Below are 26,580 nucleotides of genomic sequence, written 5' to 3'. Positions count from 1 at the left end.
TGTTGCTCCTCTTTCAGGTTATTGCGCAGTGGCTGGTGCCAAAAAAGCGGCTTCCAGCAACTGCTGTGTATACGGATGTTTGGGGGCGGCAAAAATATCTTGCGCAGCTCCCTGTTCGACCACTTGGCCATGCTTGACCACCATCAACTGGTGGCTCAGCGCTTTGACGACAGCCAGGTCATGGCTGATGAACAAATACGTCAGGTTGTACTTGGCTTGCAGTGAACGCAACAGCTCCACCACTTGCCGCTGCACCGTGCGGTCGAGCGCAGAAGTTGGCTCGTCCAGCAGGATCAGCGCCGGTTTCAGCACCAAAGCCCGGGCAATGGCGATACGTTGCCGTTGCCCACCGGAAAATTCGTGAGGGTAGCGGTGCCGGGTTTCCGGATCCAGACCTACCTCCTTTAATGCCGCAATAATCGCCGCTTCCTGCTCGGCGGCGGTGCCCATCTTGTGAATCCGCAGGCCTTCGCCAACGATGTCGCTGACGCACATCCGCGGACTCAGGCTACCGAACGGATCCTGAAACACCACCTGCATCTCCCGACGCAACGGGCGAACCTCGTTCTGCGTCAGGCAGTCTAGCTGTTTGCCCTCAAAGCGAATGGCGCCTTTGCTGCCGATCAGCCGCAAAATCGCCAGACCCAGCGTAGATTTGCCGGAACCGCTTTCCCCCACGATCCCCAGGGTCTGACCCTGAGGCAGGCTGAAATTGATGCCGTCCACTGCCTTGACGTAATCCACCGTGCGCTTGAGCAGGCCTTTCTTGATCGGGAACCAGACTTTGAGGTTCTCGACTTCGAGCAGCGGCGCCCCGATTTTATTGCTCGCCGGGCCTCCGCTGGGCTCCGCGCCGAGCAATTCCCGAGTGTACGGATGCTGCGGAGAACGGAACAGCTCTGCGCACGATGCCTGTTCGACGATGCAACCGCGCTGCATGACACATACGCGATGCGCAATTCTTCGCACCAGGTTCAAATCGTGACTGATCAGTAGCAGCGACATGCCCAATCGAGCCTGAAGTTCCTTGAGCAAATCGAGGATTTTCAGCTGAACGGTCACGTCCAGTGCGGTGGTCGGCTCGTCGGCGATCAGCAGTTCCGGCTCGTTGGCCAGCGCCATGGCGATCATCACCCGCTGGCGCTGGCCGCCGGACAATTCGTGGGGCAGGGCCTTGAGCCGCTTGTGCGGCTCGGGGATGCCGACCATCTCCAGCAGCTCCAGGGTGCGCTTGGTCGCGACTTTGCCGCTCAGGCCCTTGTGGATGCCCAACACCTCGTTGATCTGCTTCTCGATCGAGTGCAGCGGGTTGAGCGAGGTCATCGGCTCCTGAAAGATCATCGCGATGCGGTTACCGCGGATGTGGCGGATGGTTTTTTCGCTCAGGCCGAGCAGATTCTGCCCGGCATAGTTGATGCTGCCGGCCGGATGGCGGGCCAGCGGGTAGGGCAGCAGGCGCAGGATCGAGTGCGCCGTCACCGATTTGCCCGAGCCGGACTCGCCGACCAGGGCCAGGGTTTCGCCGCGTTTGATGTCGAAGCTCACGCCCTCGACCACCCGGTGCAGGCGCTCGTTGAAGCCGAACTCGACGGCGAGGTCGCGCACTTCGATCAGATTGTCCTGATTCATTTCACTTCCTCGGGTCGAAGGCATCGCGAGCGGACTCGCCGATAAACACCAGCAAACTCAACATCAGCGCCAGCACCGCGAACGCGCTCATGCCCAGCCATGGTGCCTGCAAGTTGGATTTGCCCTGGGCCACCAGTTCACCCAGCGACGGGCTGCCGGCCGGCAAACCGAAGCCGAGGAAGTCCAGCGCGGTCAGGGTGCCGATGGCACCGGTGAGGATGAACGGCATGAAGGTCATGGTCGAGACCATCGCGTTGGGCAGAATGTGGCGGAACATGATCGCGCCGTTCTGCATGCCCAGCGCCCGTGCCGCACGCACGTATTCGAGGTTGCGGCCACGCAGGAACTCGGCGCGCACCACGTCGACCAGGCTCATCCACGAGAACAACAGCATGATCCCCAGCAGCCACCAGAAATTCGGCTGGACGAAACTGGCAAGGATGATCAGCAGGTACAGCACCGGCAATCCCGACCAGATCTCCAGAAAGCGTTGCCCGGCCAGATCGACCCAGCCGCCATAGAAACCCTGCAGCGCGCCGGCGATCACGCCGATGATCGAGCTGAGCACAGTCAGGGTCAGGGCAAACAGCACCGAGATGCGGAAGCCGTAGATCACCCGCGCGAGCACATCGCGGCCCTGATCGTCGGTACCCAGCAGGTTGTCCGCCGAGGGCGGGGCCGGGGCCGGGACTTTCAGGTCGTAGTTGATGCTCTGGTAGCTGTAGGGGATCGGCGCCCACAACACCCACGCATCCTTGGCCTTGAGCAGTTCGCGGATGTACGGGCTCTTGTAGTTGGCTTCCAGCGGGAATTCGCCGCCGAAGGTGGTTTCCGGGTAGCGCTTGATCGCCGGGAAGTACCAGTGGTTGTCGTAATGCACCACCAGCGGCTTGTCGTTGGCGATCAGCTCGGCACCGAGGCTCAGGCCGAACAGGATCAGAAACAGCCACAGCGACCACCAGCCACGCTTGTTGGCCTTGAACAGTTCGAACCGGCGGCGGTTGAGAGGGGACAGATTCATCTCAATGCTCCCGGCTGGCGAAGTCGATGCGCGGATCGACCAGGGTGTAAGTGAGGTCGCCGATCAGTTTCACCACCAGACCGAGCAGGGTGAAGATGAACAGAGTGCCGAACACCACCGGGTAATCGCGATTGATCGCCGCTTCGAAACTCATCAGACCCAGACCGTCGAGGGAGAAAATCACTTCCACCAGCAACGAGCCGGTGAAGAAGATGCCGATGAACGCTGACGGGAACCCGGCAATCACCAGCAGCATGGCGTTGCGGAACACATGGCCGTAGAGCACGCGATTGCGCGTCAGGCCCTTGGCCTTGGCGGTGACCACGTACTGCTTGTTGATCTCGTCGAGGAAGCTGTTTTTGGTCAGCAGGGTCATGGTCGCGAAGTTGCCGATTACCAGCGCGGTCACCGGCAGCGCCAGGTGCCAGAAATAGTCGAGGATCTTGCCGCCCAGGCTCAGTTCATCGAAGTTGTTCGAGGTCAGCCCGCGTAGCGGGAACCAGTCCAGATAACTGCCGCCGGCAAACACCACGATCAGCAGAATCGCAAAGAGGAACGCCGGAATTGCATAGCCGATGATGATCGCCGAACTGGTCCACACGTCGAAGTGGCTGCCGTGCCGTGTGGCCTTGGCGATCCCCAGCGGGATCGACACCAGGTACATGATCAGCGTGCTCCACAGCCCGAGCGAGATCGACACCGGCATCTTTTCCTTGATCAGGTCGATGACCTTGGCGTCACGGAAAAAACTGTCGCCGAAATCCAGCTTCGCGTAGTTCTTGACCATGATCCACAGGCGTTCCGGGGCCGACTTGTCGAACCCGTACATGTGCTCGATTTCCTTGATCAGCGCCGGGTCCAGACCTTGCGCGCCGCGATAGGCGGAGCCGGCCACCGATACTTCGGCACCGCCACCGGCGATGCGGCTGGTGGCGCCTTCGAAGCCTTCGAGCTTGGCGATCATCTGCTCCACCGGGCCGCCGGGCGCGGCCTGGATGATCACGAAGTTGATCAGCAGAATCCCGAACAGGGTCGGGATGATCAGCAGCAGTCGCCGAAAAATATACGCCAGCATCTGATTACTCCGTGCCCACAGGGTCGGCTTGCAGTTTGGTTTCGACTTCTATGGCGGGCTTCGCGTCAGGCTTGACCCACCAGGTGTTAATCCCGATGTCGTATTTGGGCGAGACTTTCGGGTGACCGATGTGGTTCCAGTACGCCACGCGCCAGGTCTTGATGTGCCAGTTGGGGACCACGTAGTAACCCCATTGCAGCACCCGATCCAGCGCCCGGGCGTGCGCCACCAGGCTGCTGCGCGAGTCGGCGTTGATCAGGTTCTCCACCAGTTGATCGACGATCGGATCCTTCAGGCCCATGGTGTTGCGGCTGCTCGGTTTGTCGGCGGCGGCGCTCATCCAGAATTCGCGCTGCTCGTTGCCCGGCGAATTGGATTGCGGAAAGCTGCCGACCATCATGTCGAAGTCCCGCGAGCGCACGCGGTTGATGTATTGCGAAACGTCGACACGGCGGATCACCAGATCGATGCCGAGGTCGGCCAGATTGCGTTTGAACGGCAGCAGCACGCGTTCGAATTCGGTCTGCGCCAGAAGAAACTCGATGACCACCGGTTTGCCGCTGGCGTCGACCATTTTGTCGTCGACGATCTTCCAGCCAGTCTCCTGCAGCAATTGATAGGCCTCGCGCTGCTGGGTGCGGATCATGCCGCTGGCGTCGGTCTTCGGGTTCTCGAAGGCTTCGCTGAACACCTGCGCCGGCAGCTTGCTGCGAAACGGTTCGAGGATCGCCCGTTGTTCGACGTCGGGCAGGCCGGTGGCGGCCATTTCCGAGTTCTCGAAATAGCTGCGGGTGCGGAAGTAGGCACCGTTGAACAGCTGCTTGTTGGTCCACTCGAAATCGAACAGCAGGCCGAGCGCCTGACGCACCCGCACATCCTGAAACACCGGACGGCGCAAGTTGAAAACGAAGCCCTGCATGCCGGTCGGGTTGCTGTTGGCGATCTGTTCCTTGATCAAGCGGCCTTCGGTGACCGCCGGGATGTTGTAGGCGTTGGCCCAGTTCTTCGCGGTCATTTCCAGCCAGTAATCGAACTGGCCGGCCTTCAGCGCTTCGACGGCGACGGTGTTGTCGCGGTAGTAATCGGTGGTCATTACGTCGAAGTTGTAGAACCCGCGATTGACCGGCAGATCCTTGCCCCAGTAGTCCTTGACCCGTTCATAGCGCACCGAGCGCCCGGCTTTCACTTCGGCGACCTTGTACGGGCCGCTGCCCAGCGGGATCTCCAGATTGCCCTTGGAAAAATCACGATTGGCCCACCAGTGTTTCGGCAGCACCGGGAGCTGACCGAGGATCAGCGGTAACTCGCGATTGTTGGTGTGCTTGAACTTGAACAGCACCTTGAGCGGGTCTTCGGCGATGGCCTCTTCGACATCGCTGTAGTAGCCGCGAAACAGCGGCGAGCCGTCCTTGGTCAGGGTCTGGAAGCTGAACACCACGTCTTCGGCGCGCACCGGATGGCCATCGTGAAAACGCGCTTCCGGGCGCAGGTAGAAACGCACCCAGCTGTTGTCCGGGGCTTTCTCGATCTTCGCGGCGATCAGGCCGTATTCGGTGAACGGCTCGTCGAGGCTGTGCTTGGTCAGGGTGTCGTAGATCTGCCCGACGTCATCGGCCGGTACGCCTTTGCTGATGAATGGGTTGAGGCTGTCGAAGCCGCCGAACCCGGCCTGGCGGAAGATCCCGCCCTTGGGCGCGTCGGGGTTCACGTAATCGAACTGTTTGAAGTCCGCCGGGTATTTCGGCGGCTCGTTGTACAGGGTCACAGCGTGTTGCGGGGCGGCAATCGCCAGCCCGGCGAACAGCAGACCGCTGGCCTGCACGAGCAGGGCGCGGATGGGCGTCATTTATTGTTCTCCGAAGATTTCAGCCACCACGCGCTCAGGCCCAGGGTGTAGGGCGGCGTGGTGACGAAGGCCAACCGGTTGCGGTAGGCCAGTCGGTGATAATTGAGGTACCAGTTGGGAATGCTGTAGTGCTGCCAGAGCAGCACGCGGTCCAGCGCCTTGCCGGCGGCGACCTGTTCGTCGCGGGTTTGCGCGGCGAGCAATTGTTCGAGCAGGTGATCGACCACCGGGTTGGCAATACCGGCGTAATTCTTGCTGCCCTTGACCCCGACCTGACTGGAGTGGAAGTACTGCCATTGCTCCAGACCCGGGCTGAGGGTCTGGTTGAGGGTCATCAGGATCATGTCGAAATCGAACTGGTCCAGGCGCTGTTTGTATTGAGCGCGATCCACCGTGCGCAGGCGCGCGTCGATGCCGATGCTGTTGAGGTTCTCGATATAGGGCTGGAGGATCCGCTCAAGGTTCGGATTGACCAGCAACAGTTCGAAGCTCAGCGGCTGCCCTGCGGTGTTTTGCAGGCGCTGGCCGTTGAGTTTCCAGCCGGCCTCGGCGAGCAGGGCCAGGGCCTTGCGCATGGTCTCTCGCGGGATGCCACGGCCATCGGTTTGCGGCAGGGTGAACGGCTCGGTGAATAGCTTCGCGGGTAACTGATCTTTATACGGCTTGAGCATCAGCCATTCATGCCCGACCGGCAGGCCCGTCGCGGAAAACTCGCTGTTGGGGTAGTAGCTGGTGGTGCGCTGGTAGGCGTCGCTGAACAGCGCACGGTTGGTCCATTCGAAGTCGAACATCAGGCCCAGCGCTTCGCGCACCTTGACGTCGCTGAAGGTTACGCGCCGGGTGTTCATGAACAGGCCTTGGCTCTGCGTCGGGATCTGGTGCGGAATCTGCGCCTTGATCACTTCGCCACGGCGTACCGCCGGGAAGTTGTAGCCGTTGGCCCAGTTCTTCGCCTGATGCTCGATGTAGATGTCGAATTCGCCGGCCTTGAACGCTTCGAAGGCCACGTCGCTGTCGCGGTAGAACTCGACTTCCATGCGATCGAAGTTGTACTTGCCGCGATTGACCGGCAGGTCCTTGCCCCAGTAATCCTTGACCCGCTCGAAAATCAGCTGCCGCCCCGGCGTCACTGAGGTGATGCGGTACGGGCCGCTGCCCAGCGGTGGTTCGAAGGTGGTGGCCTTGAAGTCGCGATCCTTCCAGTAATGCTGTGGCAGCACCGGCAACTCGCCGAGGCGCAGGATCAGTAACGGATTGCCCGAGCGTTTCATCACGAAACGAATGCGCTGCGGGTTGAGGATGTCGACCCGCGACACTTCCTGCAGGGCGGTGCGGTACAGCGGGTGGCCGTCCTTGAGCAGTGTTCGGTAGGAGAACGCCACGTCGTAAGCGGTGATCTGGGTGCCGTCGTGAAAGCGTGCTTCCGGGCGCAGATTGAACACCACCCAGCTGCGATCTTCGCTGTACTCCACCGATTGCGCGATCAGGCCATAGCTCGATGCCGGCTCGTCACCGGACGGCGAATACTGGCCGGTGCCGACCATCAGCGGCTCGTTCAGCTCATTGATGCCGTACTGCAGGAAATTCGGTGTGGTGACCGGGCTGGTGCCCTTGAACGTGTATGGGTTGACCGTATCGAAGGTGCCGAACGCCATCACCCGCAACGTACCGCCCTTGGGCGCTTGCGGGTTGACCCAGTCGAAGTGGGTAAATCTGGCCGGGTACTTGAGCGTGCCGAACTGCGCATAACCGTGACTTTCGGTAATCGTCGCGCTTGCGGGTGAGCTCAAGGCCAGGCTGATCAGGAGCAGGAGGAGGGGACGCTTCAAGTCAGATCCGATCCAGGCGGCTTGGGCTTTGTGGGCCGTACAGTAACAGCTTGTCTGGACAGGAAAAAGATAGCGGGTTAATGCGCTGTTAATCGGCGTGCAATGCTTGCCCGGTTTGCATTGTAGCGAGGGGATTTATCCCCGATGGACTGCGCAGCAGTCCCCGTGGTTTTTGGAAGGCAGGGGGTCGCTTCGCGCCCCATCGGGGATAAATCCCCTCACCACAAGGAATCCGTCAGGGACAATATTCTGGTAATAAAAAAGCCCCTGAATTTCAGGGGCTCTTCTGTCAGTGCGGCTGGTAGACCGTGAGCATCTGCCCGGGCTTGAGGGCCTTGCCGGCACCCGGGTTCCAGCGCTTGAGATGCTGCATCTCGACGTTGAAACGCTTGGCCACCACATACAATGTGTCGCCACGCTTGACCTTGTACTGGGTCTGCTGCTGGCTGTCGGCCTTGCCTTTGGTCTTGCTGTTGGCAGCGATCACCGTGTTGACCCGGCCACCGCTGCGCGCCGGGGTGCGCTTGGTGTTGTCCTGCATCACCAGGGTCTGGCCGACCTTGAGGTTTTTGCCGGTCAGCTTGTTCCAGCGCTGCAGGTCCTTGACTTCGACCTTGTTGGCCTTGGCAATGGAACCGAGATTGTCGCCGCGTTTGACCCGGTAAGCGCGCTTGAGCTTCGCCACTTCAGTCGGGTCGGCACCGTCGAACACCGGCTTCAGCGAACGCGGGCTGATCAGCTCTTCAGGCCGCATGGTCTGCAGGCTGGCGGTCAGCAATTGCGCCTTGGACGTCGGCACCAGCAGATGCTGAGGGCCGTCGATGGTGGTGCGCTGCTTGAAGGCCGGGTTGAGCTGGAACAGCTCGTCTTCGTCGATGTTGGCCACCGCCGCAACCTTGGACAGGTCCATGCGCTGGTTGATTTCGACGACCTGGAAATAGGGTTCGTTGGCGATCGGGTTGAGGTTCACCCCGTAGGCTTCCGGGGCCAGCACCACTTGCGACAGGGCCAGCAGCTTCGGCACGTAGGCCTGGGTTTCCGCCGGCAACGACGACAGGTTCCAATAATCGGTCGGCAGGCCGAGCTTCTCGTTACGCTCGATGGCGCGGCTCACCGTGCCTTCACCGGCGTTATACGCCGCCAGGGCCAGCAGCCAGTCACCGTTGAACATGTCGTGCAGGCGAGTCAGGTAGTCCATCGCGGCGGTGGTCGAGGCGGTGATATCGCGACGGCCATCATAGAAGCGGGTCTGGCGCAGGTTGTAGTAACGACCGGTGGACGGAATGAATTGCCACAGGCCCGAAGCGTCGGCCCGGGAATAGGCCATCGGGTTGTAGGCGCTCTCGATCACTGGCAGCAGGGCCAGCTCCAGCGGCATGTTGCGCTCTTCGAGACGCTCGACGATGTAATGAATGTAGAGACTGCCGCGTTCGCCGGCGTTCTCCAGAAAGGACGGGTTGCTGGCAAACCACAGCCGCTGCTGCTCGATGCGCGGGTTGACGCCCAGGCCGTCCTGCAGCTGGAAACCACCGCGCATGCGCTCCCAGATGTCCTGAGGCACCTGCGGGCTAGGCTTTTCGCTGAGCCAGATCGGTTTCTGCTTGGCTCGCGCAGCAATGTTCGGCGTATGGCTCGCTTCAGGCTGCGGAGCATGGCTGGAACAGCCCGCCAACGTGGCGGACACAGCCACCGCGATGGCTTGCGCCAGGCGGGTCAGCGTGTCTGAATTGACGGACTTACGTATGGATGACGACATTGGCTGGAAGTAAGTTCCGGGCAAAAATGTCGGGCGATTCTAGAAAGCGCACCCCCTGCGGTCAACCATTCAGAATTTTTGTACCAGCTGGTGAGTCACTTAGAACTTATCTTTCCATGCCCGCAGAGCCGCAAAAACCTCACTCGGCGCCCGGTTTTGAGCGCCTGCCCGTTCGTCCACTTTTTGTGTAACTAATGTTTCAGCGGTACGCAAAAACGGATTTGTGAGCTTTTCCAGGGCCAGGGTAGAGGGCAGGGTCATCACGCCTTTTTCCCGTTGCCGGGTGACTTTTTCCAGACGGGCGGCAATGTCCGGGTTGCTCGGTTCGACTGCCGCAGCAAACTTCAGATTGCTCAGGGTGTATTCATGGGTGCAATACACCAGCGTATCCTCGGGCAAAGCGGCGAGACGGCCGAGCGAGTGGTGCATCTGCTCCGGCGTGCCTTCGAACAGGCGTCCGCAACCGGCGGCGAACAGGGTGTCGCCGCAAAACAGCAGGCCGTGGTGGTAATAGGCAATGTGGCCGAGGGTGTGACCGGGCACCGCATAGACATCGAAATCCCAGCCGAGGACGCTGACCGTGTCGTTGTCCTTGAGCGCCACGTCGCGCCCCGGGATGTTTTCGCTGGCCGGGCCGTAGACTTTGGCGCCACTCGCCGCTTTCAGGCGTTCGACGCCGCCGACGTGATCGTGATGGTGATGGGTGATCAGAATGTCGCTCAACACCCAGCCCGGGTGCGCGGCCAGCCAGGCCTGCACCGGCGCGGCATCGCCCGGGTCGACCACGGCGCAGCGCTGGCTGCGGTGATCCTGTAACAACCAGATGTAGTTGTCGGTGAACGCGGGCAGGGCACTGATCTGTATCATCGTCGGAATTCGCCAAGCGGAAAACATTGGCGCATCTTAGAGCTTCTAGCGGCGTTGGAGAATGACATGACCGATAAAGCGTTCGCTCAGGCCGATCCCGACTGGCTGGCGTTGATCGGCGCGGCCCGAGAATGGCTGGCCGGCCCGCTCGGGCAATTTCTGCTGGATGAAGAACGGCGCATGCTCGAAGACGAGTTGGGGCGGTTCTTCGGCGGCTATCTGGTGCATTACGGGCCGTCGGCCCAGACTCCGCCGTCGGCGCCGCAGGTACAGCGCAACGTGCGGCTCGGCGCGCCGTTGCCGGGTGTCGAGATCGTCTGCGAGGAACAGGCCTGGCCGTTGAGCGAGCACGCCGCCGACGTGGTGGTGTTGCAGCACGGTCTGGATTTCTGTCTGTCGCCCCACGGTTTGCTGCGCGAAGCGGCAAGCAGTGTACGCCCCGGCGGGCATCTGCTGATCATCGGCATCAACCCCTGGAGCACCTGGGGTTTGCGCCACGTATTTGCCCACGACGCCTTGCGCCAGGCACGCTGCATCTCGCCATCGCGGGTCGCCGACTGGCTCAATCTGCTGGGCTTTGCGCTGGAGAAACGCCGCTTCGGGTGCTATCGTCCGCCGCTCGCGTCGCCCAAGTGGCAGGCCCGACTGGCCGGCTGGGAACGCAAGGCCGGCGACTGGCAACTGTCGGGCGGTGGCTTCTATTTATTGGTCGCGCGCAAGATCGTGGTCGGCCTGCGCCCGGTGCGTCAGGAGCGTCGCGAGCCGATGGGCAAGCTGATTCCGCTGCCGATGGCCAAGGTCAACCGCCGTCGTATCGAACCGTAAACCTTCTTTTTATAGTGGCCGGACTTGTTCCGGCCGCGGCCATCGTCGATCCGCGATTGACGGGGCCAGGCATTTTTCTGGATAGAGTGGCATGAGCGAAAGCGTCGATAGCGTAGAACTGTTCACCGACGGTGCCTGCAAGGGCAATCCCGGCCCAGGCGGCTGGGGCGCCTTGCTGGTGTGCAAGGGCGTCGAAAAGGAACTGTGGGGCGGCGAAGCCAACACCACCAACAACCGCATGGAACTGCTCGGCGCCATCCGTGGCCTCGAAGCCTTGAAGCGGCCGTGCGAAGTGCTGCTGGTGACCGACTCGCAATACGTGATGAAAGGCATCAACGAGTGGATGGCCAACTGGAAAAAACGCGGCTGGAAGACAGCGGCGAAAGAGCCGGTGAAAAACGCTGATCTGTGGAAAGAGCTGGATGAGCAGGTCAGTCGCCACAAGGTCACCTGGAAGTGGGTGCGCGGGCACATTGGTCATCACGGTAACGAACGGGCTGACCAGTTGGCCAACCGTGGGGTGGATGAAGTTCGCGGGTACAAGCAGAGCTGATTAACGGCGCTGCACTGTGGTACGGCCCATTCGCGAGCAGGCTCGCTCCCACATTGGAATGCGCTTCCCTGTGGGAGCGAGCCTGCTCGCGAATGGGGCGACACGGTCTGACTGAAACACCCCCACCGAGCGTGTTAACATCGCCGCTTTTGCACGATTGACCCCGTTGAGAATTGAACACTGATGGCCACCAGATCCGTTGTACTCGATACCGAAACCACCGGCATGCCGGTGACCGATGGTCACCGGATCATTGAAATCGGCTGTGTCGAACTGATCGGTCGGCGCCTGACGGGCCGGCATTTTCACGTCTACCTGCAACCGGATCGCGAGAGTGACGAAGGCGCGATCGGCGTTCACGGCATCACCAACGAATTCCTCGTCGGCAAACCGCGCTTCGCCGAAGTGGCCGACGAGTTCTTCGAGTTCATCAACGGCGCGCAACTGATCATCCATAACGCGGCGTTCGACGTTGGCTTCATCAACAACGAATTTGCCTTGATGGGTCAGCACGATCGCGCTGACATCACCCAGCATTGCACCATCCTCGACACCCTGATGATGGCCCGGGAACGTCACCCGGGGCAGCGCAACAGCCTTGACGCCTTGTGCAAACGTTATGGCGTCGACAACTCCGGCCGTGAACTGCACGGCGCCTTGCTCGACTCGGAGATTCTCGCCGACGTCTACCTGACCATGACCGGTGGCCAGACCAGCCTGTCGCTGGCCGGCAACGCCTCCGACGGCAATGGCACGGGTGAGGGCGCAGACAACTCCGCCACCGAAATCCGTCGTCTGCCGGCGAGTCGTCAGCCTGCGCGGATCATTCGGGCGACGGAAGAGGAACTGGCGGCGCATATGGCGCGGCTGGAAATCATCGCCAAGTCGGCGGGCGGTCCGGCGTTGTGGACGCAGATCGCCGAGGCTGATGCTCAAGCTTGACCCCCTCTGTGGCGAGGGAGCTTGCTCCCGCTTGGCTGCGAAGCAGTCATAAAACCTGAATGCACTATTGATGCTGAACGAATACTGGGGGCCGCTTCGCGCCCCAGCGGGAGCAAGCTCCCTCGCCACAAAAGCCGAGTCAGGCTGAGTGAAGCCAACTGGCCACCCTCGCCACTTTCGCTGCAACCCTCTACCCTGAGTGCATTGGCAGACTTTGATCCGCCGCCTCGGGACACTGAGCCTCATGTACAAAGATTTGAAGTTTCCGGTGTTGATCGTCCACCGCGACATCAAGGCCGACACGGTCGCCGGTGACCGTATCCGTGGCATCGCCCGGGAGTTGGAGCAGGAAGGTTTCAATATCGTTTCGGCCATCGACTACACCGAAGGGCGGTTGGTGGCCTCCACCCATCATGGTCTGGCGTGCATGCTGATCGCTGCCGAAGACGCCAGCACCCACTCGCATCTGCTGCAGAACATGGCCGAACTGATCGGTCTGGCCCGGGTGCGCGCGCCGGATCTGCCGATCTTTGCCCTCGGCGAACAGGTCACTCTGGAAAACGCCCCCGCCGATGCCATGGCCGAGCTCAATCAACTGCGCGGCATTCTCTATCTGTTCGAAGACACTGTGCCGTTTCTGGCGCGGCAAGTGGCGCGGGCGGCGCGCAAGTATCTGGACGGTCTGCTGCCGCCGTTTTTCAAGGCGCTGGTGCAGCACACCGCCGACTCCAACTATTCCTGGCACACCCCCGGGCATGGCGGTGGCGTGGCCTATCACAAGAGTCCGGTGGGGCAGGCGTTTCATCAGTTCTTTGGTGAAAACACCCTGCGTTCGGACTTGTCGGTATCGGTGCCGGAACTCGGTTCACTGCTCGATCACACTGGGCCGCTGGCCGAAGCCGAAGAGCGCGCCGCGCGCAACTTCGGCGCCGATCACACGTTTTTCGTGATCAATGGCACCTCGACCGCCAACAAGATCGTCTGGCACTCGATGGTCGGTCGGGATGATCTGGTGCTGGTCGATCGCAACTGCCACAAATCGGTGCTGCACGCGATCATCATGACCGGCGCGATCCCGCTGTACCTGTGTCCGGAGCGCAATGAGCTGGGGATCATCGGCCCGATTCCGCTGAGCGAATTCAGTCGCGAATCGATTCAGGCGAAGATCGATGCCAGCCCGCTGACCAAGGGCCGGGCGCCGAAAGTCAAACTGGCGGTGGTGACCAATTCGACCTACGACGGCCTGTGCTACAACGCCGAGCTGATCAAACAGAGCCTGAGCAATAGCGTGGAAGTGCTGCATTTCGATGAGGCGTGGTACGCCTACGCGGCGTTTCACGAGTTCTTCGCCGGGCGTTATGGCATGGCCACCTCGCGCACCGAGGACAGCCCGCTGGTGTTCACCACTCACTCCACGCACAAGCTGCTCGCCGCGTTCAGCCAGGCCTCGATGATTCATGTGCAGGACGGCGGAGCGCGGCAACTGGACCGTGACCGTTTCAACGAAGCGTTCATGATGCACATCTCGACTTCGCCACAGTACAGCATCATCGCTTCGCTGGATGTGGCCTCGGCCATGATGGAAGGCCCGGCCGGGCGTTCGCTGTTGCAGGAAACCTTCGATGAAGCGCTGAGTTTTCGCCGGGCGCTGGCCAATCTGCGCCAGCACATTGCGGCGGACGACTGGTGGTTCTCGATCTGGCAGCCGCCCGGCGTCGAAGGCATCGACCGGGTGCAGACTGAAGACTGGCTGCTGCAGCCGGACGCCGACTGGCACGGCTTCGGCGAAGTCAGTGACGACTATGTGCTGCTCGACCCGATCAAAGTGACCCTGGTCATGCCCGGGTTGAATGCCGGTGGCGCGCTGAGCGAGAAGGGCATCCCGGCAGCGGTGGTCAGCAAGTTTCTCTGGGAGCGCGGGCTGGTGGTGGAGAAGACCGGGCTGTATTCGTTCCTGGTGCTGTTCTCGATGGGCATCACCAAAGGCAAGTGGAGCACGCTGCTCACCGAGTTGCTGGAGTTCAAGCGCAGTTACGACGCCAACATCAGTCTCGCGACCTGCCTGCCGTGCGTGGCGCAGCAAGACACCGCGCGCTATCGCGGCATGGGCCTGCGTGACCTGTGCGATCAACTGCACGCCTGTTACCGCAGCAACGCCACCGCCAAACATCTGAAACGCATGTACACCGTGCTGCCGGAAATCGCAATGAAGCCGGCCCATGCCTATGATCATCTGGTGCGCGGCGAAGTCGAGGCGGTGCCGATCGATGAGCTGGAAGGACGGATCGCGGCGGTGATGCTGGTGCCGTATCCACCGGGAATTCCGTTGATCATGCCGGGGGAGCGCTTTACCGAGGCAACCCGCTCGATCATCGACTACCTGAAGTTTGCCCGCACGTTCGACAGCAGCTTCCCCGGTTTTGTCGCTGATGTGCATGGACTGCAACATGAAGACGAGGGCAATGGACGGCAGTACACCGTCGATTGCGTCAAGGAATGAGGACTTTTCCGAGTATGCAACCGGTCATGAATCCGAAATACCCAGGGCTGTCGGTGCGCGTCGCCGACGATGGTTTCGCGGCGTACATCTGGGGCAGCGACTTCAGTTTCGAGGTCGCCGCGTACGGTGCCGCCGTCATTGGCCAACCGGTCGAGCGCTGGGCGGTGACGCCGATCGTGCCGTATCGCAAGTGCTACGGCATTGATCCTGAAGAGTTCAGCAGCTATCGCGATGCCGCCGACAGCGCGATCTTCATGGCGTACCTGGACGACGAGCCGGTCGGTCATCTGGTGATCAGCACCAACTGGAATGGCTTCGCCCATATCGATGAGCTGGCGGTACACGCACCGGCGCGCCGGCATGGTGTGGCCAAGGCGCTGCTGGATGTCGCGCAGTTCTGGAGTCGCAAGAAAAAACTGCCGGGGATCATGCTCGAGACGCAGAACAACAACCTCGGCGCCTGTCGTTTGTATGAGCGTTGTGGCTACGAGATTGGTGGTATCGACCATCTACGTTATCGCGGGATTGATCCGAACACCGCGGAAATTGCGTTGTTCTGGTATCGACTGTTCGATAACCCGCTGGAAAACCCGCTCAGCTCGCCAGCATCGCCTCGGCTTGTTCCGTGACAATCGTCAGCAGCGTCTGAATCGCTGTGGGCGTGGCGCTGTGTCGGTAGGTCAGGGCATACAGGCTGATCGGCACCGCCGGTGACAATGGGCAGACATCCAGTCCGCTCGTCCGCGCGCCGAGGGCGGTGAACGGGTCGACGATGGCCAGGCCTTCGCCGGCCTCGACCATGCTGCGCATCATCTGATGGGTTTGTACTCGGGTCTGGATGCTCGGCGCCGGGCGCAGGGCCTGGAGTTTGTTCTCCAGCGCCGGGCTCAACGGGTCGTGGCCTTCGAGGCCAACCATTGCCTGGCCAGCCAGATCCTGCAGGGAAATGTATTTCTGCTTCGGTTGCAGCCAGCCGTGGGGCGCGAGCAGTTGCAGCTTGCCGTGGGCCAATGGCTGGCAGTGGATGTCGGGGTGTTCCGGATCGTGCAGGCTCAGGCCCAGATCGCTTTCGCGCAGCAGCAGGCTGCGGACGATGTCGCAGGTCGGAGAGCTGAGCAAGCGGCAAGGAGCGTCGGGCAACCGTCGGCGCAGCAGCGCGATACTTTGCGGCAACAGCTGTTGCGCCAGCGGCGGGGTGCCGATGATGCGCAGGGGCGGGGCGAGGTATTGCTTGAGGCTGCTGGCCAGACGCTGCACCGGCTCCAGCGCCTGATAGACATGAGCGATTTCCACCTGCAACGCCCGCGCTTCAGGCGTCGATTGCAGCCGGCCGCGTACGCTGGCGAACAGCATGAACCCCAGCTCGCTCTCGGCTTCGCGCAAACGCTCTTCGACCTCGGTCACCGGGAGCTGCAGCCATTCGGCGGCGGTGCCCAGATGACCGGTCTGCAAGAGCGCCTGAATCACTTCGATATGACGTAAACGCATGCGTGAAGTCCATGTTCAGCAGGTGGGGTCAGTGGCTGAATCCTACCCCAAGTCTGCGCATATGACTTCTGCTCATAACGGCCAGTTATGACGCGACGGTTGTCTCAGGCTCACGGGTCAGGGTAATACCTGACTGAACCAGGAGAAACTCGGTGTCACTGACTTTGTTGACGCGATCGCCAATGGCCAGTTTGTAAATAGGCTCCGAGCCAGTGGAACCGTCTGCCGACGGAGTGGATTCCTGGAACTCATGCACGGAATAAACGCGGCCTTCCGCATCTCTTGCATGGAACTGACCGACGAGTACTGCTGCCATCTGCTTAGAACCTCTGGAGATAAAACGCTTGATTTGCGGCTTGGTAGACCGTCATCAAGCCCTGTAAGTTTTCCTACAGGAAAAAAATAATCAGCGCGCAGGAATTTCCCTTGCTCGCTGGTGAAACTGTCATCGAATCATCTATAACTACTGGCTCTTCCCACCGACAGTCGAGAGTCTTCCATGAGCAATGTCTACAACGTCGCTGTAGTCGTCGGCAGCCTGCGCAAAGCATCGATCAACCGCAAAGTCGCGCTGGCGCTGGCCGAGCTGGCACCGGCGAACCTCAAACTGAAGATTGTCGAGATTGGCGACCTGCCACTCTATAACGAAGACATCGACGGCGATTCACCGCCGGCAGCCTACAGCACTTTCCGCCAGGAAGTCGGTTCTTCCGACGCGGTGCTGTTCGTCACCCCGGAATATAACCGCTCGGTGCCGGCGCCTTTGAAGAATGCGATTGACGTGGGTTCACGGCCGTATGGCAAAGCCGTCTGGAGCGGCAAACCGGGTGCGGTGATCAGCGTGTCGCCGGGGGCGATTGGCGGTTTTGGTGCCAACCAGCATTTGCGCCAGTCCTTCGTGTTTCTCGATGTGCCGTGCATGCAGCAGCCGGAAGCGTATCTGGGTGGCGCGGGTACGGCGTTTGACGAGGCGGGTAAATTGAGCGAGTCGGTGAAACCTTTTCTGCAGAATTTCATCAATGCCTACGGACAATTCGTAGAGCAACACAAAAAATAAGCCATACCCGGAACACTATGTAGGAGTGAGCCTGCTCGCGATAGCGGTGTGTCAGTCGATTGATTGGTAACTGACAGTCCGCTATCGCGAGCAGGCTCACTCCTACAGTTTTTGGTGTTGGCTTCACTTCTCCATCTCAATCCAAGGCTGTCGCGAATGCTCGCTGCGTCACTGATCTTCCTGCTGACCATCACCCTTGTCATCTGGCAACCCAAAGGCCTCGGGGTCGGCTGGAGCGCGACGCTCGGCGCCGTGCTGGCACTGATCTTCGGCGTCGTGCACTTGAGCGACATCCCGCTGGTGTGGCAGATCATCTGGAACGCCACCGGCACCTTCGTCGCGCTGATCATCATCAGCCTGCTGCTCGACGAAGCCGGGTTCTTCGCCTGGGCCGCACTGCACGTGGCGCGCTGGGGGCGGGGCAGTGGGCGCAAGCTGTTTGCCTTCATGGTGCTGCTCGGCGCGCTGGTATCGGCGTTGTTCGCCAATGACGGCGCGGCGCTGATCCTCACGCCGATCGTGATTTCGATGCTGCTGGCGCTGCGCTTTTCCCCGGCGGCGACCTTGGCGTTCGTCATGGGCGCCGGCTTCATCGCCGACACCGCGAGCCTGCCGCTGGTGGTGTCGAACCTGGTCAACATCGTTTCGGCGGACTTCTTTCACATCGGCTTCAACCGCTATGCGGCGGTGATGGTGCCGGTCAACTTCGTCAGTGTGGCCGCGACGCTGGGCGTGCTGATGTGGTTTTTCCGTCGCGACATTCCCAAGGCTTACGATCCCGAACAGCTCGAACAGCCGCACACGGCGATCCACGACAAGGCCACGTTCTATGCCGGTTGGGTAGTGCTGGTGATTCTGTTGATCGGCTGCTTCTTCCTCGAACAACTGGGCATCCCGATCAGCGCGATTTCGGCGGTCTGTGCGGCCCTGCTGCTGGGGATCGCCGCCCGAGGCCACAAGATTTCCACGCGCAAGGTGCTGAAAGAAGCGCCGTGGCAGATCGTGATTTTCTCCCTCGGCATGTATCTGGTGGTGTATGGCCTGCGCAATGCCGGGCTGACCGGGTATCTGGCCGGCTGGCTGGATGTGTTTGCCGGGTACGGTGTGTGGGGCGCGGCGCTGGGCACAGGGGTGCTGACCGCGCTGTTGTCGTCGATCATGAACAACTTGCCGACAGTGCTGATCGGCTTGTTGTCGATCGATGCCAGTCAGGCCAGCGGTGTGATCAAGGAAGCGATGATCTACGCCAACGTGATCGGCAGCGACTTGGGGCCGAAAATCACCCCGATCGGCAGTCTGGCGACCTTGCTCTGGCTGCATGTGCTGGCGCGCAAGGATATCCGGATTGGTTGGGGGTATTACTTCAAGGTCGGGATTGTCCTGACGGTGCCGGTGTTGTTGATTACCTTGGCGGCTTTGGCGCTGCGGTTATCCCTTTAGACCGAGTCGGCCCATTCGCGAGCAGGCTCGCTCCCACAGGGAGTGTGGCGCCTCTCCCTACATTTGAAATGCAGTCCAAATGTGGGAGCGAGCCTGCTCGCGAAGAGGCCGGGTCAGGCATTGAAATTTTCAGGCCTGGCCCGGCACATTCGGCCAAAGATCCGCCACCAGAAACAACCGCTCCGCCTCTTCCCATTCGCCCCGCGCATTCTCGGTCAGGCGCACCATCAGTTGCGCCGGGGCCATCGGTTCCAGAGCGTCCAGCCACATCTGCAGGTGTTCAGCGCTCCAGGTCTGATCCGCGGGGTAGTGCGCCGGCGCCAGCCACGCATGGCGGGGCAGGGGTTGCCAGCGCCCGGCCGGACGTTGAACGACGAACGCCGGCCAATCCTTCTGATGCAGCCAACTGCCACGCAGGTGCTGCGGATGCGCGCCGCTCGGTGAGGCAGACGTGCCGGGCCACGGGTACAACAGGTATCCGCCCAGCCACAGCTGCGCACTGAACACCTCGATATCCAGCTTCGCCAGCACCTCACGGCTTTCCGGGCGCGCCGAGATCGGCAGTTGATGTTCGGCCAGATGCGCCAGTTTGCGGTCCAGTCGATCATGACAACCCGGCCCCAGCCATTGCGCCGGGTCGTGGCCGTCGCCCTCCTGCGGGCCGAGATAGAGCTTGATCGCCAGTTCCAGGTGATGCACGCCGTCGCGGTCGCGCAGCAGCATGTCGAGTTCACCGAGGGTGTGGCCTTCGCGGCGGATCGGCAGGTTGGCGGCAATCAGTTCGATGCCCGGCGCATGCTGCACGGCAAACTGCCACAACCGTTCGTAATACAGGCCCAGCCGCCGCGTGCGCGCCTGCGACAGCCAATGCAACAAGCCATAACTGTCGCGATCGAGTTGCCGCAGCCAGTGCTCCAGGCGCTGCGGATCACTGACCCAGTCGCTGCCGGCCAGCGGATGGCGCTGCGGCCACGGCGTTGCGGCCAGCATCGGAGGGGCGAGAATCACCCACGCCAGGTCACGCACTTCCGGATGGCGTAATTGGTGTGGTAACTGGAGCAGGTCGGGAAACAGGATCATCTTGCGAGCATAGCCTGAAACACGCGCGCCCCCTTGAGGCTGAAAGGATTTTGTCTATGGCGGGCTTTCGCCCATAATCGTGTTTTTCGCGTTTTCGATTGTCCGCAGAGGTCCCATGGAGCAATTTCGTAATATCGGCATCATCGGTCGCCTGGGCAGTTCCCAGGTGCTGGATACCGTCCGCCGACTGAAACGCTTTCTGCTCGATCGTCACCTGCACGTGATTCTCGAAGACACCATCGCCGAAGTCCTGCCGGGCCATGGCCTGCAAACCTCGTCACGCAAGATGCTCGGCGAAGTCTGCGACATGGTCATCGTCGTCGGCGGTGACGGCAGCCTGCTCGGCGCCGCGCGGGCGCTGGCCAAGCACAATATTCCGGTACTCGGGATCAACCGGGGCAGCCTCGGTTTCCTCACCGACATTCGTCCCGATGAGCTGGAAGTCGAAGTGGCCAAGGTGCTCGACGGCCACTATCTGGTGGAAAATCGCTTCCTGCTGCAAGCCGAAGTTCGCCGCCATGCCGAGGCCATCGGCCAGGGCGATGCGTTGAACGACGTGGTGCTGCACCCGGGCAAATCGACGCGGATGATCGAGTTCGAGCTATACATCGACGGTCAGTTTGTCTGCAGCCAGAAGGCCGACGGCCTGATCGTCGCCACGCCGACCGGTTCCACCGCGTACGCGCTGTCCGCTGGTGGCCCGATCATGCATCCCAAGCTCGACGCCATTGTGATCGTGCCGATGTACCCCCATATGTTGTCGAGCCGGCCAATTGTGGTCGATGGCAACAGTGAGCTGAAAATCGTCGTGTCGAAAAACATGCAGATCTACCCGCAGGTCTCCTGCGACGGGCAGAACCACTTCACCTGCGCGCCGGGCGACACCATCACCGTCAGCAAAAAAGCCCAGAAGCTGCGGCTGATTCACCCGCTCGACCACAACTACTACGAAGTCTGCCGGACCAAGCTCGGCTGGGGCAGCAAGTTGGGTGGTGGAGGCGACTGATGCTCGATCCCGCGCGCAGTTATGACTTGATTGGTGACGTGCACGGATGCGCCCTGACCCTCGAACACTTGCTTGATCGTCTCGGTTATCACAAGCAGGGCGGGGTCTGGCGGCATCCATCGCGCATGGCCGTGTTCGTCGGCGACATCATCGACCGTGGCCCGCGAATCCGCGAGGCACTGCACATCGTCCACGACATGGTCGAGGCCGGGCAGGCGCTGTGCATCATGGGCAACCACGAATTCAACGCACTGGGCTGGAGCACGCCGGCGCTGCCGGGCAGCGGCAAGCAGTTCGTCCGTGAGCACACGCCGCGGCACGCGCGCCTGCTGCATGAAACCCTGACCCAGTTCGAAGACCATCCGGGCGACTGGCATGACTTTCTCAACTGGTTCTACGAACTGCCGCTGGTGGTTGATGCCGGACGCTTCCGTGTGGTGCACGCCTGTTGGGATGCCAGCCTGATCGAACCATTGCGCGGGCTGTTTCCCGATGCGCGCATCGACGAGCACTTTCTCCAGGCGTCGGCCGTGCCCGGCAGTTTCGCCTGCACCGTGTTCGACCGCTTGCTGCGCGGCACCGACATGCGCCTGCCGGATGGCTTGACCATGACCAGCGGCGACGGTCTGGTGCGCTCGTTCTTCCGCACCAAATTCTGGGAAGACGACCCGAAAACCTACGGCGACATCGTCTTCCAGCCAGATGCATTGCCGGAGCCGGTGGCGCAGAAACCGCTGACCTCCAGCGAAAAAAACAATCTGCTGCGCTATGGCATCGACGAGCCGTTGCTGTTCGTCGGCCACTACTGGCGCAGCGGCAAACCGGCGCCGATCCGCCCGAACCTCGCGTGTCTCGATTACAGCGCGGTGCTCTACGGCAAACTGGTGGCCTATCGTCTGGATCAGGAAACACGTCTGGATCCGCATAAATTTGTCTGGGTCGATGTCGAGCGGCCGGAGGTGCTGCAATGAGTGCGGTAGCGGTATTGCGTCTGCCGTTGGCGGTGGATCTGAGCGGTTTCGTCAAACTGCTGCAACGGATGCAGGTGCCGCATCGAGTCAGCGAAGAGGCGGGCGAGCAGGTGCTGTGGGCGCCTTCGGAAATCAGCGAGGACGTGCGTTCGCTATACGAGCGCTTCCCGGCCGGTGACCCCGATCAGCAACTGGACATTCCGCTGGCGCCGACCTTCAAGCGTCCGAGCTTCGCCGAGCAACTCAAACACGCCAAGGCCACCGGGTTGATCCTGCTGCTGAGCCTGCTGGTCGGCGGCCTGACCTATCTGGGTGACAACCTCGACACCATTCGCTGGCTGACCTTCCTCGACTTCCGCGTGGTCGGCGAGTACATCCAGTTCACGCCGCTGGCCGACAGCCTGGCGGCGGGGCAGTGGTGGCGCCTGTTCACGCCGATGCTGCTGCACTTCGGCATCCTGCACCTGGCCATGAACGGCATGTGGTACTGGGAACTGGGGCGGCGCATCGAGTCACGTCAGGGCAGCATCAACCTGCTCGGTCTGACCCTGCTGTTCAGCCTGGTGTCGAACTACGCGCAGTTTGCCTGGAGCGGCCCGAGCCTGTTTGGCGGCTTGTCTGGCGTGCTCTACGGTTTGCTCGGCCATTGCTGGATTTTCCAGTTGCTGGCGCCGAACCCGGCGTATCGCCTGCCGCGAGGCGTGCTGGTGATGATGCTGGTGTGGCTGGTGATTTGCATGTCCGGACTGGTCTCGATGATCGGTTTCGGCCAGATCGCCAACGCCGCGCACGTCAGCGGGTTACTCATCGGATGCTTCACCGGTTTGTTGGGCGGTTTGTATAACCGCCGTAAACTGGCCGCCTGAAATTTTAAGTGAATAAAGAGCACGGAGACCCTGATGTCCTCTTTTAACGACATGATCAAAAACATCACCCCGGACATCTACGAGAGCCTGAAACTGGCCGTGGAAATCGGCAAGTGGTCCGACGGTGGCAAACTCACCGCCGAACAGCGCGAGCTTTCGCTGCAGGCGATGATCGCCTGGGAAATCCAGAACCTGCCTGAAGACCAGCGCACCGGTTACATGGGCCCGCAGGAATGTGCGTCGAAGTCGATCGAAGTGCCGAACATCCTGTTCAAGTCGGATGCCATCCATTGATCGAGATTGGCCGCGGTGCAATCAGCAAAATGTCGGCGCGCCTGGACGGGCCGAATGTGCAATACGCGTTTCGTCTGGATGACGTCGAGGTCCCGGTCAACCCCATGATCGGCACCACGGTGCGTCTGGAGTACCTGGGGGCGATTCATTGCACCCATTGCGGGCGCAAGACCAAAACCAGTTTCAGCCAGGGTTACTGCTACCCGTGCATGACCAAACTGGCGCAGTGCGATCTGTGCATCATGAGCCCGGAGCGTTGTCACTTCGAGGCCGGCACCTGCCGGGAGCCGGAGTGGGGTCAGAAGTTCTGCATGACTGATCATGTGGTGTATCTGGCCAACTCGTCGGGGATCAAGGTCGGTATCACCCGCGCCACGCAGTTGCCGACCCGCTGGCTCGATCAGGGCGCGAGTCAGGCGCTGCCGATCATGCGCGTATCGACGCGCCAGCAGTCGGGCTTCGTCGAAGACCTGTTCCGCAGCCAGGTGGCCGACAAGACCAACTGGCGCGCCTTGCTCAAGGGCGATGCGGCGGCGGTGGATCTGGCGCAAGTGCGCGATCAACTGTTTGAAAGCTGCGCCGAGGGCTTGCAAGGCCTGCAGCAGCGATTCGGCCTACAAGCAATTCAGACGATTGCCGATGTAGAACCTCTCGAAATCCGCTATCCGGTCGAGCAATACCCGGCCAAAATCGTCAGCTTCAACCTGGACAAGAACCCGATTGCCGAAGGCACGCTGCTGGGAATCAAGGGTCAGTACCTGATTTTTGACACCGGCGTGATCAACATTCGTAAATACACGGCCTATCAGCTCGCCGTGCATCAATAAGGATTCCAGCATGCGCACCGAACAACCGAAGATGATTTACCTGAAGGACTATCAGGCGCCCGAGTACCTGATCGACGAGACGCACCTGACCTTCGAGCTGTTCGAGGACCACAGCCTGGTCCACGCGCAACTGGTGATGCGCCGCAACCCGGAGCGTGGCCCGGGCCTGCCGCCGCTGGTGCTCGACGGCCAGCAGTTGGAACTGCTGTCGGTAACCCTGGCCGACCAGGAACTGAGCGCCGGCGATTATCAGCTGAGCGAAAATACCCTGACCCTGCAGCCGGCCAGCGCCAGCTTCACGGTCGACACCAGCGTCCGGATTCACCCGGAAACCAATACCGCGCTGGAAGGCCTGTACAAGTCCGGCACGATGTTCTGCACCCAGTGCGAGGCCGAAGGCTTCCGCAAGATCACCTATTACCTCGACCGCCCGGACGTGATGAGCAAGTTCACCACCACGGTGGTCGCCGAGCAGCACAGCTATCCGGTGCTGCTGTCCAACGGCAACCCGATTGCCTCCGGCCCGGGCGAAGACGGCCGACACTGGGCGACCTGGGAAGACCCGTTCATGAAACCGGCGTACCTGTTCGCGCTGGTGGCCGGTGATTTGTGGTGTGTCGAAGACACCTTCACCACCATGACCAATCGCAATGTTGCACTGCGCATTTACGTCGAGCCGGAAAACATCGACAAGTGCCAGCACGCGATGAACAGCCTGAAGAAGTCGATGCGCTGGGACGAAGAGGTCTACGGTCGCGAGTACGATCTGGACATCTTCATGATCGTCGCCGTCAACGACTTCAACATGGGCGCGATGGAGAACAAGGGCCTCAACATCTTCAACTCCAGCGCCGTGCTGGCCCGCGCCGAAACCGCCACCGACGCCGCGCACCAGCGGGTCGAGGCGATCGTCGCCCACGAATACTTCCACAACTGGTCGGGCAACCGCGTGACCTGCCGCGACTGGTTCCAGCTGTCGCTCAAGGAAGGCTTCACGGTGTTCCGCGACGCCGGTTTCTCCTCGGACATGAACTCGGCCACGGTCAAGCGCATTCAGGACGTGGCGTACCTGCGCACCCACCAGTTCGCCGAAGATGCAGGTCCCATGGCCCACGCGGTACGCCCGGACAGCTTCATCGAGATCTCCAACTTCTACACCCTGACCGTGTACGAAAAGGGCTCGGAAGTGGTCGGCATGATCCACACCCTGCTGGGCGCCGAAGGCTTCCGCAAGGGCAGTGACCTGTACTTCGAACGCCACGACGGCCAGGCCGTGACCTGCGACGATTTCGTCAAGGCCATGGAAGACGCCAACGGTGTCGACCTGACTCAGTTCAAACGCTGGTACAGCCAGGCCGGCACGCCGCGTCTGGCGGTCAGCGAGTCCTACGACGCCGCGGCGAAAACCTACAGCCTGACCTTCCGCCAGAGCTGCCCGGAAACCCCGGACAAAGTGGAAAAACTGCCGTTCGTGATCCCGGTCGAACTCGGTCTGCTCGACAGCAAAGGCAACGAGATCGCGCTGCGTCTGGCCGGTGAAGCGTCGGCGCAAGGCACAACCCGCGTGATCTCGGTGACCGAGGCTGAGCAGACCTTCACCTTCGTCGACATCGCTGAACAGCCGCTGCCATCGTTGCTGCGTGGTTTCTCGGCACCGGTGAAACTGAGCTTCCCGTACAACCGTGACCAGTTGATGTTCCTGATGCAACACGACAGCGACGGCTTCAACCGCTGGGATGCCGGTCAGCAGCTGTCGGTGCAGGTCCTGCAGGAGCTGATCGCCCAGCAGCAGAAGGGCGAGAGCCTGGTGCTCGATCCGCGTCTGATCTCGGCGTTGAAAACCGTGCTGTCCGACGAGTCGCTGGATCAGGCCATGGTCGCCGAAATGCTCTCGCTGCCAAGTGAAGCGTATCTGACCGAAATCAGCGAAGTGGCGGATGTCGAGGCGATCCACACCGCTCGCGAGTTTGCCCGCAAGCAACTGGCGGACAACCTGTTCGAAGCGCTGTGGCTGCGTTATCAGGCCAACCGCGATTTGTCGAAGCAGACACCGTATGTGGCCGAGGCCGAGCACTTTGCCCGTCGCGCGCTGCAGAACATTGCGCTGTCGTACCTGATGCTCAGCGGCAAGCCGCAAGTGCTGGCCGCTACGCAAGAACAGTTCGAAAACAGCGACAACATGACCGAGCGCCTGACCGCGCTGGCGGTGCTGGTCAACTCTCCGTTCGAAGAACACAAGGCCAAAGCGCTGGCGACGTTCGCCGAGCACTTCAAGGACAATCCGCTGGTCATGGATCAGTGGTTCAGCGTGCAGGCCGGCAGCACACTGCCGGGCGGTCTGGCGCGGGTGAAGGCGTTGATGCAGCACCCGGCGTTCAATATCAAGAACCCGAACAAGGTGCGTGCGCTGGTCGGTGCGTTTGCCGGGCAGAACCTGATCAACTTCCACGCCGCCGACGGTTCGGGCTACCGCTTCCTTGCGGATCTGGTGATCGAACTGAACGGCTTCAACCCGCAGATTGCTTCGCGGCAACTGGCGCCACTGACTCGCTGGCGCAAATACGACAGCGCCCGTCAGGCGTTGATGAAGGCTGAGCTGGAGCGGATTCTGGCTTCCGGTCAGCTGTCCAGCGATGTATATGAAGTGGTGAGCAAAAGCCTGGCGTAACGCATAACGAAATGTGGGAGCGGGCTTGCTCGCGAACGCG

General features: G+C 61.2%; 23 protein-coding genes. 13 read left to right on the top strand and 10 right to left on the bottom strand.

Translation table 11 applies throughout. The features are described 5' to 3' along the window. Positions 1–18: 18 nt before the first annotated feature. The 7 genes from ACM6I7_RS05580 to gloB form a co-directional block, all read right to left on the bottom strand. Entirely contained in the window at positions 19–1,629 is a 1,611-nt protein-coding gene (locus tag ACM6I7_RS05580; protein ID WP_115990076.1) for a dipeptide ABC transporter ATP-binding protein, read from the bottom strand. Between the two features lies 1 nt (position 1,630). Next, complete coding sequence (locus tag ACM6I7_RS05575) at positions 1,631–2,650, bottom strand: ABC transporter permease (protein WP_007965317.1); 1,020 nt, start codon at positions 2,648–2,650, stop codon at positions 1,631–1,633. Position 2,651: 1 nt separating this feature from the next. Beyond that, positions 2,652–3,725: a microcin C ABC transporter permease YejB gene (locus tag ACM6I7_RS05570; protein ID WP_003224148.1), complete on the bottom strand. Its 1,074-nt coding sequence runs from the start codon at positions 3,723–3,725 to the stop codon at positions 2,652–2,654. Positions 3,726–3,729: 4 nt separating this feature from the next. Beyond that, entirely contained in the window at positions 3,730–5,571 is a 1,842-nt protein-coding gene (locus ACM6I7_RS05565) for an extracellular solute-binding protein (RefSeq protein ID WP_414888111.1), read from the bottom strand. Next, positions 5,568–7,400: an extracellular solute-binding protein gene (locus tag ACM6I7_RS05560; RefSeq protein ID WP_414888110.1), complete on the bottom strand. Its 1,833-nt coding sequence runs from the start codon at positions 7,398–7,400 to the stop codon at positions 5,568–5,570. Before ACM6I7_RS05560 ends, ACM6I7_RS05565 begins: the two co-directional genes overlap by 4 nt. 289 nt (positions 7,401–7,689) lie before the next feature. Continuing rightward, positions 7,690–9,156: a LysM peptidoglycan-binding domain-containing protein gene (locus ACM6I7_RS05555; RefSeq protein WP_247268505.1), complete on the bottom strand. Its 1,467-nt coding sequence runs from the start codon at positions 9,154–9,156 to the stop codon at positions 7,690–7,692. A gap of 99 nt (positions 9,157–9,255) precedes the next feature. Continuing rightward, a complete protein-coding gene (gene gloB, locus ACM6I7_RS05550) occupies positions 9,256–10,023 on the bottom strand; it encodes a hydroxyacylglutathione hydrolase (protein ID WP_096795961.1) in 768 nt (255 codons plus the stop codon). Positions 10,024–10,089: 66 nt separating this feature from the next. Between gloB and ACM6I7_RS05545 the strand changes: the two genes are divergently transcribed. The 5 genes from ACM6I7_RS05545 (at position 10,090) to ACM6I7_RS05525 (ending at position 15,472) form a co-directional block, all read left to right on the top strand. Continuing rightward, the gene (locus ACM6I7_RS05545; RefSeq protein ID WP_003224159.1) at positions 10,090–10,848 is read left to right on the top strand and encodes a methyltransferase domain-containing protein; all 759 of its coding nucleotides are present in this window, start codon (positions 10,090–10,092) and stop codon (positions 10,846–10,848) included. A gap of 91 nt (positions 10,849–10,939) precedes the next feature. Next, positions 10,940–11,401 (top strand): ribonuclease HI, encoded by a 462-nt coding sequence (gene rnhA, locus ACM6I7_RS05540; RefSeq protein ID WP_085608960.1) that lies wholly within the window; start codon positions 10,940–10,942, stop codon positions 11,399–11,401. Positions 11,402–11,584: 183 nt separating this feature from the next. Further along, positions 11,585–12,343, top strand: coding sequence for a DNA polymerase III subunit epsilon (gene dnaQ / locus ACM6I7_RS05535; protein ID WP_027613146.1), 759 nt, complete (start codon positions 11,585–11,587; stop codon positions 12,341–12,343). A gap of 244 nt (positions 12,344–12,587) precedes the next feature. Then, the gene (locus ACM6I7_RS05530) at positions 12,588–14,843 is read left to right on the top strand and encodes an Orn/Lys/Arg decarboxylase N-terminal domain-containing protein (RefSeq protein WP_414888109.1); all 2,256 of its coding nucleotides are present in this window, start codon (positions 12,588–12,590) and stop codon (positions 14,841–14,843) included. A 14-nt stretch (positions 14,844–14,857) separates the two neighbouring features. Beyond that, the gene (locus ACM6I7_RS05525) at positions 14,858–15,472 is read left to right on the top strand and encodes a GNAT family N-acetyltransferase (protein WP_041067268.1); all 615 of its coding nucleotides are present in this window, start codon (positions 14,858–14,860) and stop codon (positions 15,470–15,472) included. On the opposite strand, the gene ACM6I7_RS05520 is transcribed toward ACM6I7_RS05525, so the two are convergent. After that, a complete protein-coding gene (locus ACM6I7_RS05520; protein WP_134786113.1) occupies positions 15,438–16,331 on the bottom strand; it encodes a LysR substrate-binding domain-containing protein in 894 nt (297 codons plus the stop codon). The two genes, ACM6I7_RS05525 and ACM6I7_RS05520, sit on opposite strands and share 35 nt — an antisense overlap. Positions 16,332–16,416: 85 nt before the next feature. Continuing rightward, complete coding sequence (locus tag ACM6I7_RS05515; RefSeq protein WP_007965845.1) at positions 16,417–16,647, bottom strand: hypothetical protein; 231 nt, start codon at positions 16,645–16,647, stop codon at positions 16,417–16,419. Between the two features lie 183 nt (positions 16,648–16,830). On the opposite strand from ACM6I7_RS05515, the gene ACM6I7_RS05510 reads away from it, so the two are divergent. Both ACM6I7_RS05510 and ACM6I7_RS05505 read left to right on the top strand, forming a co-directional pair. After that, positions 16,831–17,388 (top strand): NADPH-dependent FMN reductase, encoded by a 558-nt coding sequence (locus ACM6I7_RS05510; protein ID WP_414888107.1) that lies wholly within the window; start codon positions 16,831–16,833, stop codon positions 17,386–17,388. A 156-nt stretch (positions 17,389–17,544) separates the two neighbouring features. Then, positions 17,545–18,828 carry an arsenic transporter gene (locus ACM6I7_RS05505; RefSeq protein WP_115990072.1) on the top strand — a complete coding sequence of 428 codons (1,284 nt, stop codon included), beginning with the start codon at positions 17,545–17,547 and terminating at the stop codon, positions 18,826–18,828. 129 nt (positions 18,829–18,957) lie between these two features. On the opposite strand, the gene ACM6I7_RS05500 is transcribed toward ACM6I7_RS05505, so the two are convergent. Beyond that, on the bottom strand, positions 18,958–19,908 hold the full coding sequence (locus tag ACM6I7_RS05500) for a DUF1853 family protein (protein WP_414888106.1): 951 nt from the start codon (positions 19,906–19,908) through the stop codon (positions 18,958–18,960). Between the two features lie 115 nt (positions 19,909–20,023). Between ACM6I7_RS05500 and ACM6I7_RS05495 the strand changes: the two genes are divergently transcribed. Genes ACM6I7_RS05495 through pepN form a run of 6 tightly spaced genes read left to right on the top strand, consistent with a single transcriptional unit; the run spans position 20,024 to position 26,540 of the window. After that, positions 20,024–20,914 (top strand): NAD(+) kinase, encoded by an 891-nt coding sequence (locus ACM6I7_RS05495; protein WP_003224174.1) that lies wholly within the window; start codon positions 20,024–20,026, stop codon positions 20,912–20,914. Beyond that, entirely contained in the window at positions 20,911–21,885 is a 975-nt protein-coding gene (locus ACM6I7_RS05490) for a metallophosphoesterase (protein WP_372241222.1), read from the top strand. Before ACM6I7_RS05495 ends, ACM6I7_RS05490 begins: the two co-directional genes overlap by 4 nt. Further along, a complete protein-coding gene (locus ACM6I7_RS05485) occupies positions 21,882–22,751 on the top strand; it encodes a rhomboid family intramembrane serine protease (RefSeq protein ID WP_027613138.1) in 870 nt (289 codons plus the stop codon). Before ACM6I7_RS05490 ends, ACM6I7_RS05485 begins: the two co-directional genes overlap by 4 nt. Positions 22,752–22,784: 33 nt before the next feature. Next, on the top strand, positions 22,785–23,045 hold the full coding sequence (locus ACM6I7_RS05480; protein WP_003224178.1) for a YeaC family protein: 261 nt from the start codon (positions 22,785–22,787) through the stop codon (positions 23,043–23,045). Next, positions 23,042–23,872, top strand: coding sequence for a DUF2797 domain-containing protein (locus ACM6I7_RS05475; RefSeq protein ID WP_027613137.1), 831 nt, complete (start codon positions 23,042–23,044; stop codon positions 23,870–23,872). The genes ACM6I7_RS05480 and ACM6I7_RS05475 overlap by 4 nt, the downstream gene beginning before the upstream one ends. A gap of 10 nt (positions 23,873–23,882) precedes the next feature. After that, positions 23,883–26,540 carry an aminopeptidase N gene (gene pepN / locus ACM6I7_RS05470; protein WP_414888105.1) on the top strand — a complete coding sequence of 886 codons (2,658 nt, stop codon included), beginning with the start codon at positions 23,883–23,885 and terminating at the stop codon, positions 26,538–26,540. The last annotated feature ends 40 nt before the right edge of the window (positions 26,541–26,580 follow it).

Source organism: Pseudomonas sp. IT-93MI4 (genome assembly GCF_949767635.1).
GTDB classification, from domain to species: domain Bacteria; phylum Pseudomonadota; class Gammaproteobacteria; order Pseudomonadales; family Pseudomonadaceae; genus Aquipseudomonas; species Aquipseudomonas putida_A.
Note: the sequence above shows the minus strand (reverse complement) of the source record. Positions and strands in the feature narration are given on the sequence as shown.

What these genes read in the sequence shown, in the direction of transcription:
- ACM6I7_RS05505 (WP_115990072.1), top strand. Translation starts at nt 17,545, where the DNA reads ATGCTCGCTGCGTCACTGATCTTCCTGCTGACCATCACCCTTGTCATC.
- ACM6I7_RS05495 (WP_003224174.1), top strand. Translation starts at nt 20,024, where the DNA reads ATGGAGCAATTTCGTAATATCGGCATCATCGGTCGCCTGGGCAGTTCC.
- ACM6I7_RS05500 (WP_414888106.1), bottom strand. Translation starts at nt 19,908, where the DNA reads ATGATCCTGTTTCCCGACCTGCTCCAGTTACCACACCAATTACGCCAT.
- gloB (WP_096795961.1), bottom strand. Translation starts at nt 10,023, where the DNA reads ATGATACAGATCAGTGCCCTGCCCGCGTTCACCGACAACTACATCTGG.
- pepN (WP_414888105.1), top strand. Translation starts at nt 23,883, where the DNA reads ATGCGCACCGAACAACCGAAGATGATTTACCTGAAGGACTATCAGGCG.
- ACM6I7_RS05485 (WP_027613138.1), top strand. Translation starts at nt 21,882, where the DNA reads ATGAGTGCGGTAGCGGTATTGCGTCTGCCGTTGGCGGTGGATCTGAGC.
- ACM6I7_RS05515 (WP_007965845.1), bottom strand. Translation starts at nt 16,647, where the DNA reads ATGGCAGCAGTACTCGTCGGTCAGTTCCATGCAAGAGATGCGGAAGGC.
- ACM6I7_RS05570 (WP_003224148.1), bottom strand. Translation starts at nt 3,725, where the DNA reads ATGCTGGCGTATATTTTTCGGCGACTGCTGCTGATCATCCCGACCCTG.
- ACM6I7_RS05510 (WP_414888107.1), top strand. Translation starts at nt 16,831, where the DNA reads ATGAGCAATGTCTACAACGTCGCTGTAGTCGTCGGCAGCCTGCGCAAA.
- dnaQ (WP_027613146.1), top strand. Translation starts at nt 11,585, where the DNA reads ATGGCCACCAGATCCGTTGTACTCGATACCGAAACCACCGGCATGCCG.
- ACM6I7_RS05555 (WP_247268505.1), bottom strand. Translation starts at nt 9,156, where the DNA reads ATGTCGTCATCCATACGTAAGTCCGTCAATTCAGACACGCTGACCCGC.
- ACM6I7_RS05530 (WP_414888109.1), top strand. Translation starts at nt 12,588, where the DNA reads ATGTACAAAGATTTGAAGTTTCCGGTGTTGATCGTCCACCGCGACATC.
- rnhA (WP_085608960.1), top strand. Translation starts at nt 10,940, where the DNA reads ATGAGCGAAAGCGTCGATAGCGTAGAACTGTTCACCGACGGTGCCTGC.
- ACM6I7_RS05565 (WP_414888111.1), bottom strand. Translation starts at nt 5,571, where the DNA reads ATGACGCCCATCCGCGCCCTGCTCGTGCAGGCCAGCGGTCTGCTGTTC.
- ACM6I7_RS05520 (WP_134786113.1), bottom strand. Translation starts at nt 16,331, where the DNA reads ATGCGTTTACGTCATATCGAAGTGATTCAGGCGCTCTTGCAGACCGGT.
- ACM6I7_RS05580 (WP_115990076.1), bottom strand. Translation starts at nt 1,629, where the DNA reads ATGAATCAGGACAATCTGATCGAAGTGCGCGACCTCGCCGTCGAGTTC.
- ACM6I7_RS05545 (WP_003224159.1), top strand. Translation starts at nt 10,090, where the DNA reads ATGACCGATAAAGCGTTCGCTCAGGCCGATCCCGACTGGCTGGCGTTG.
- ACM6I7_RS05480 (WP_003224178.1), top strand. Translation starts at nt 22,785, where the DNA reads ATGTCCTCTTTTAACGACATGATCAAAAACATCACCCCGGACATCTAC.
- ACM6I7_RS05575 (WP_007965317.1), bottom strand. Translation starts at nt 2,650, where the DNA reads ATGAATCTGTCCCCTCTCAACCGCCGCCGGTTCGAACTGTTCAAGGCC.
- ACM6I7_RS05525 (WP_041067268.1), top strand. Translation starts at nt 14,858, where the DNA reads ATGCAACCGGTCATGAATCCGAAATACCCAGGGCTGTCGGTGCGCGTC.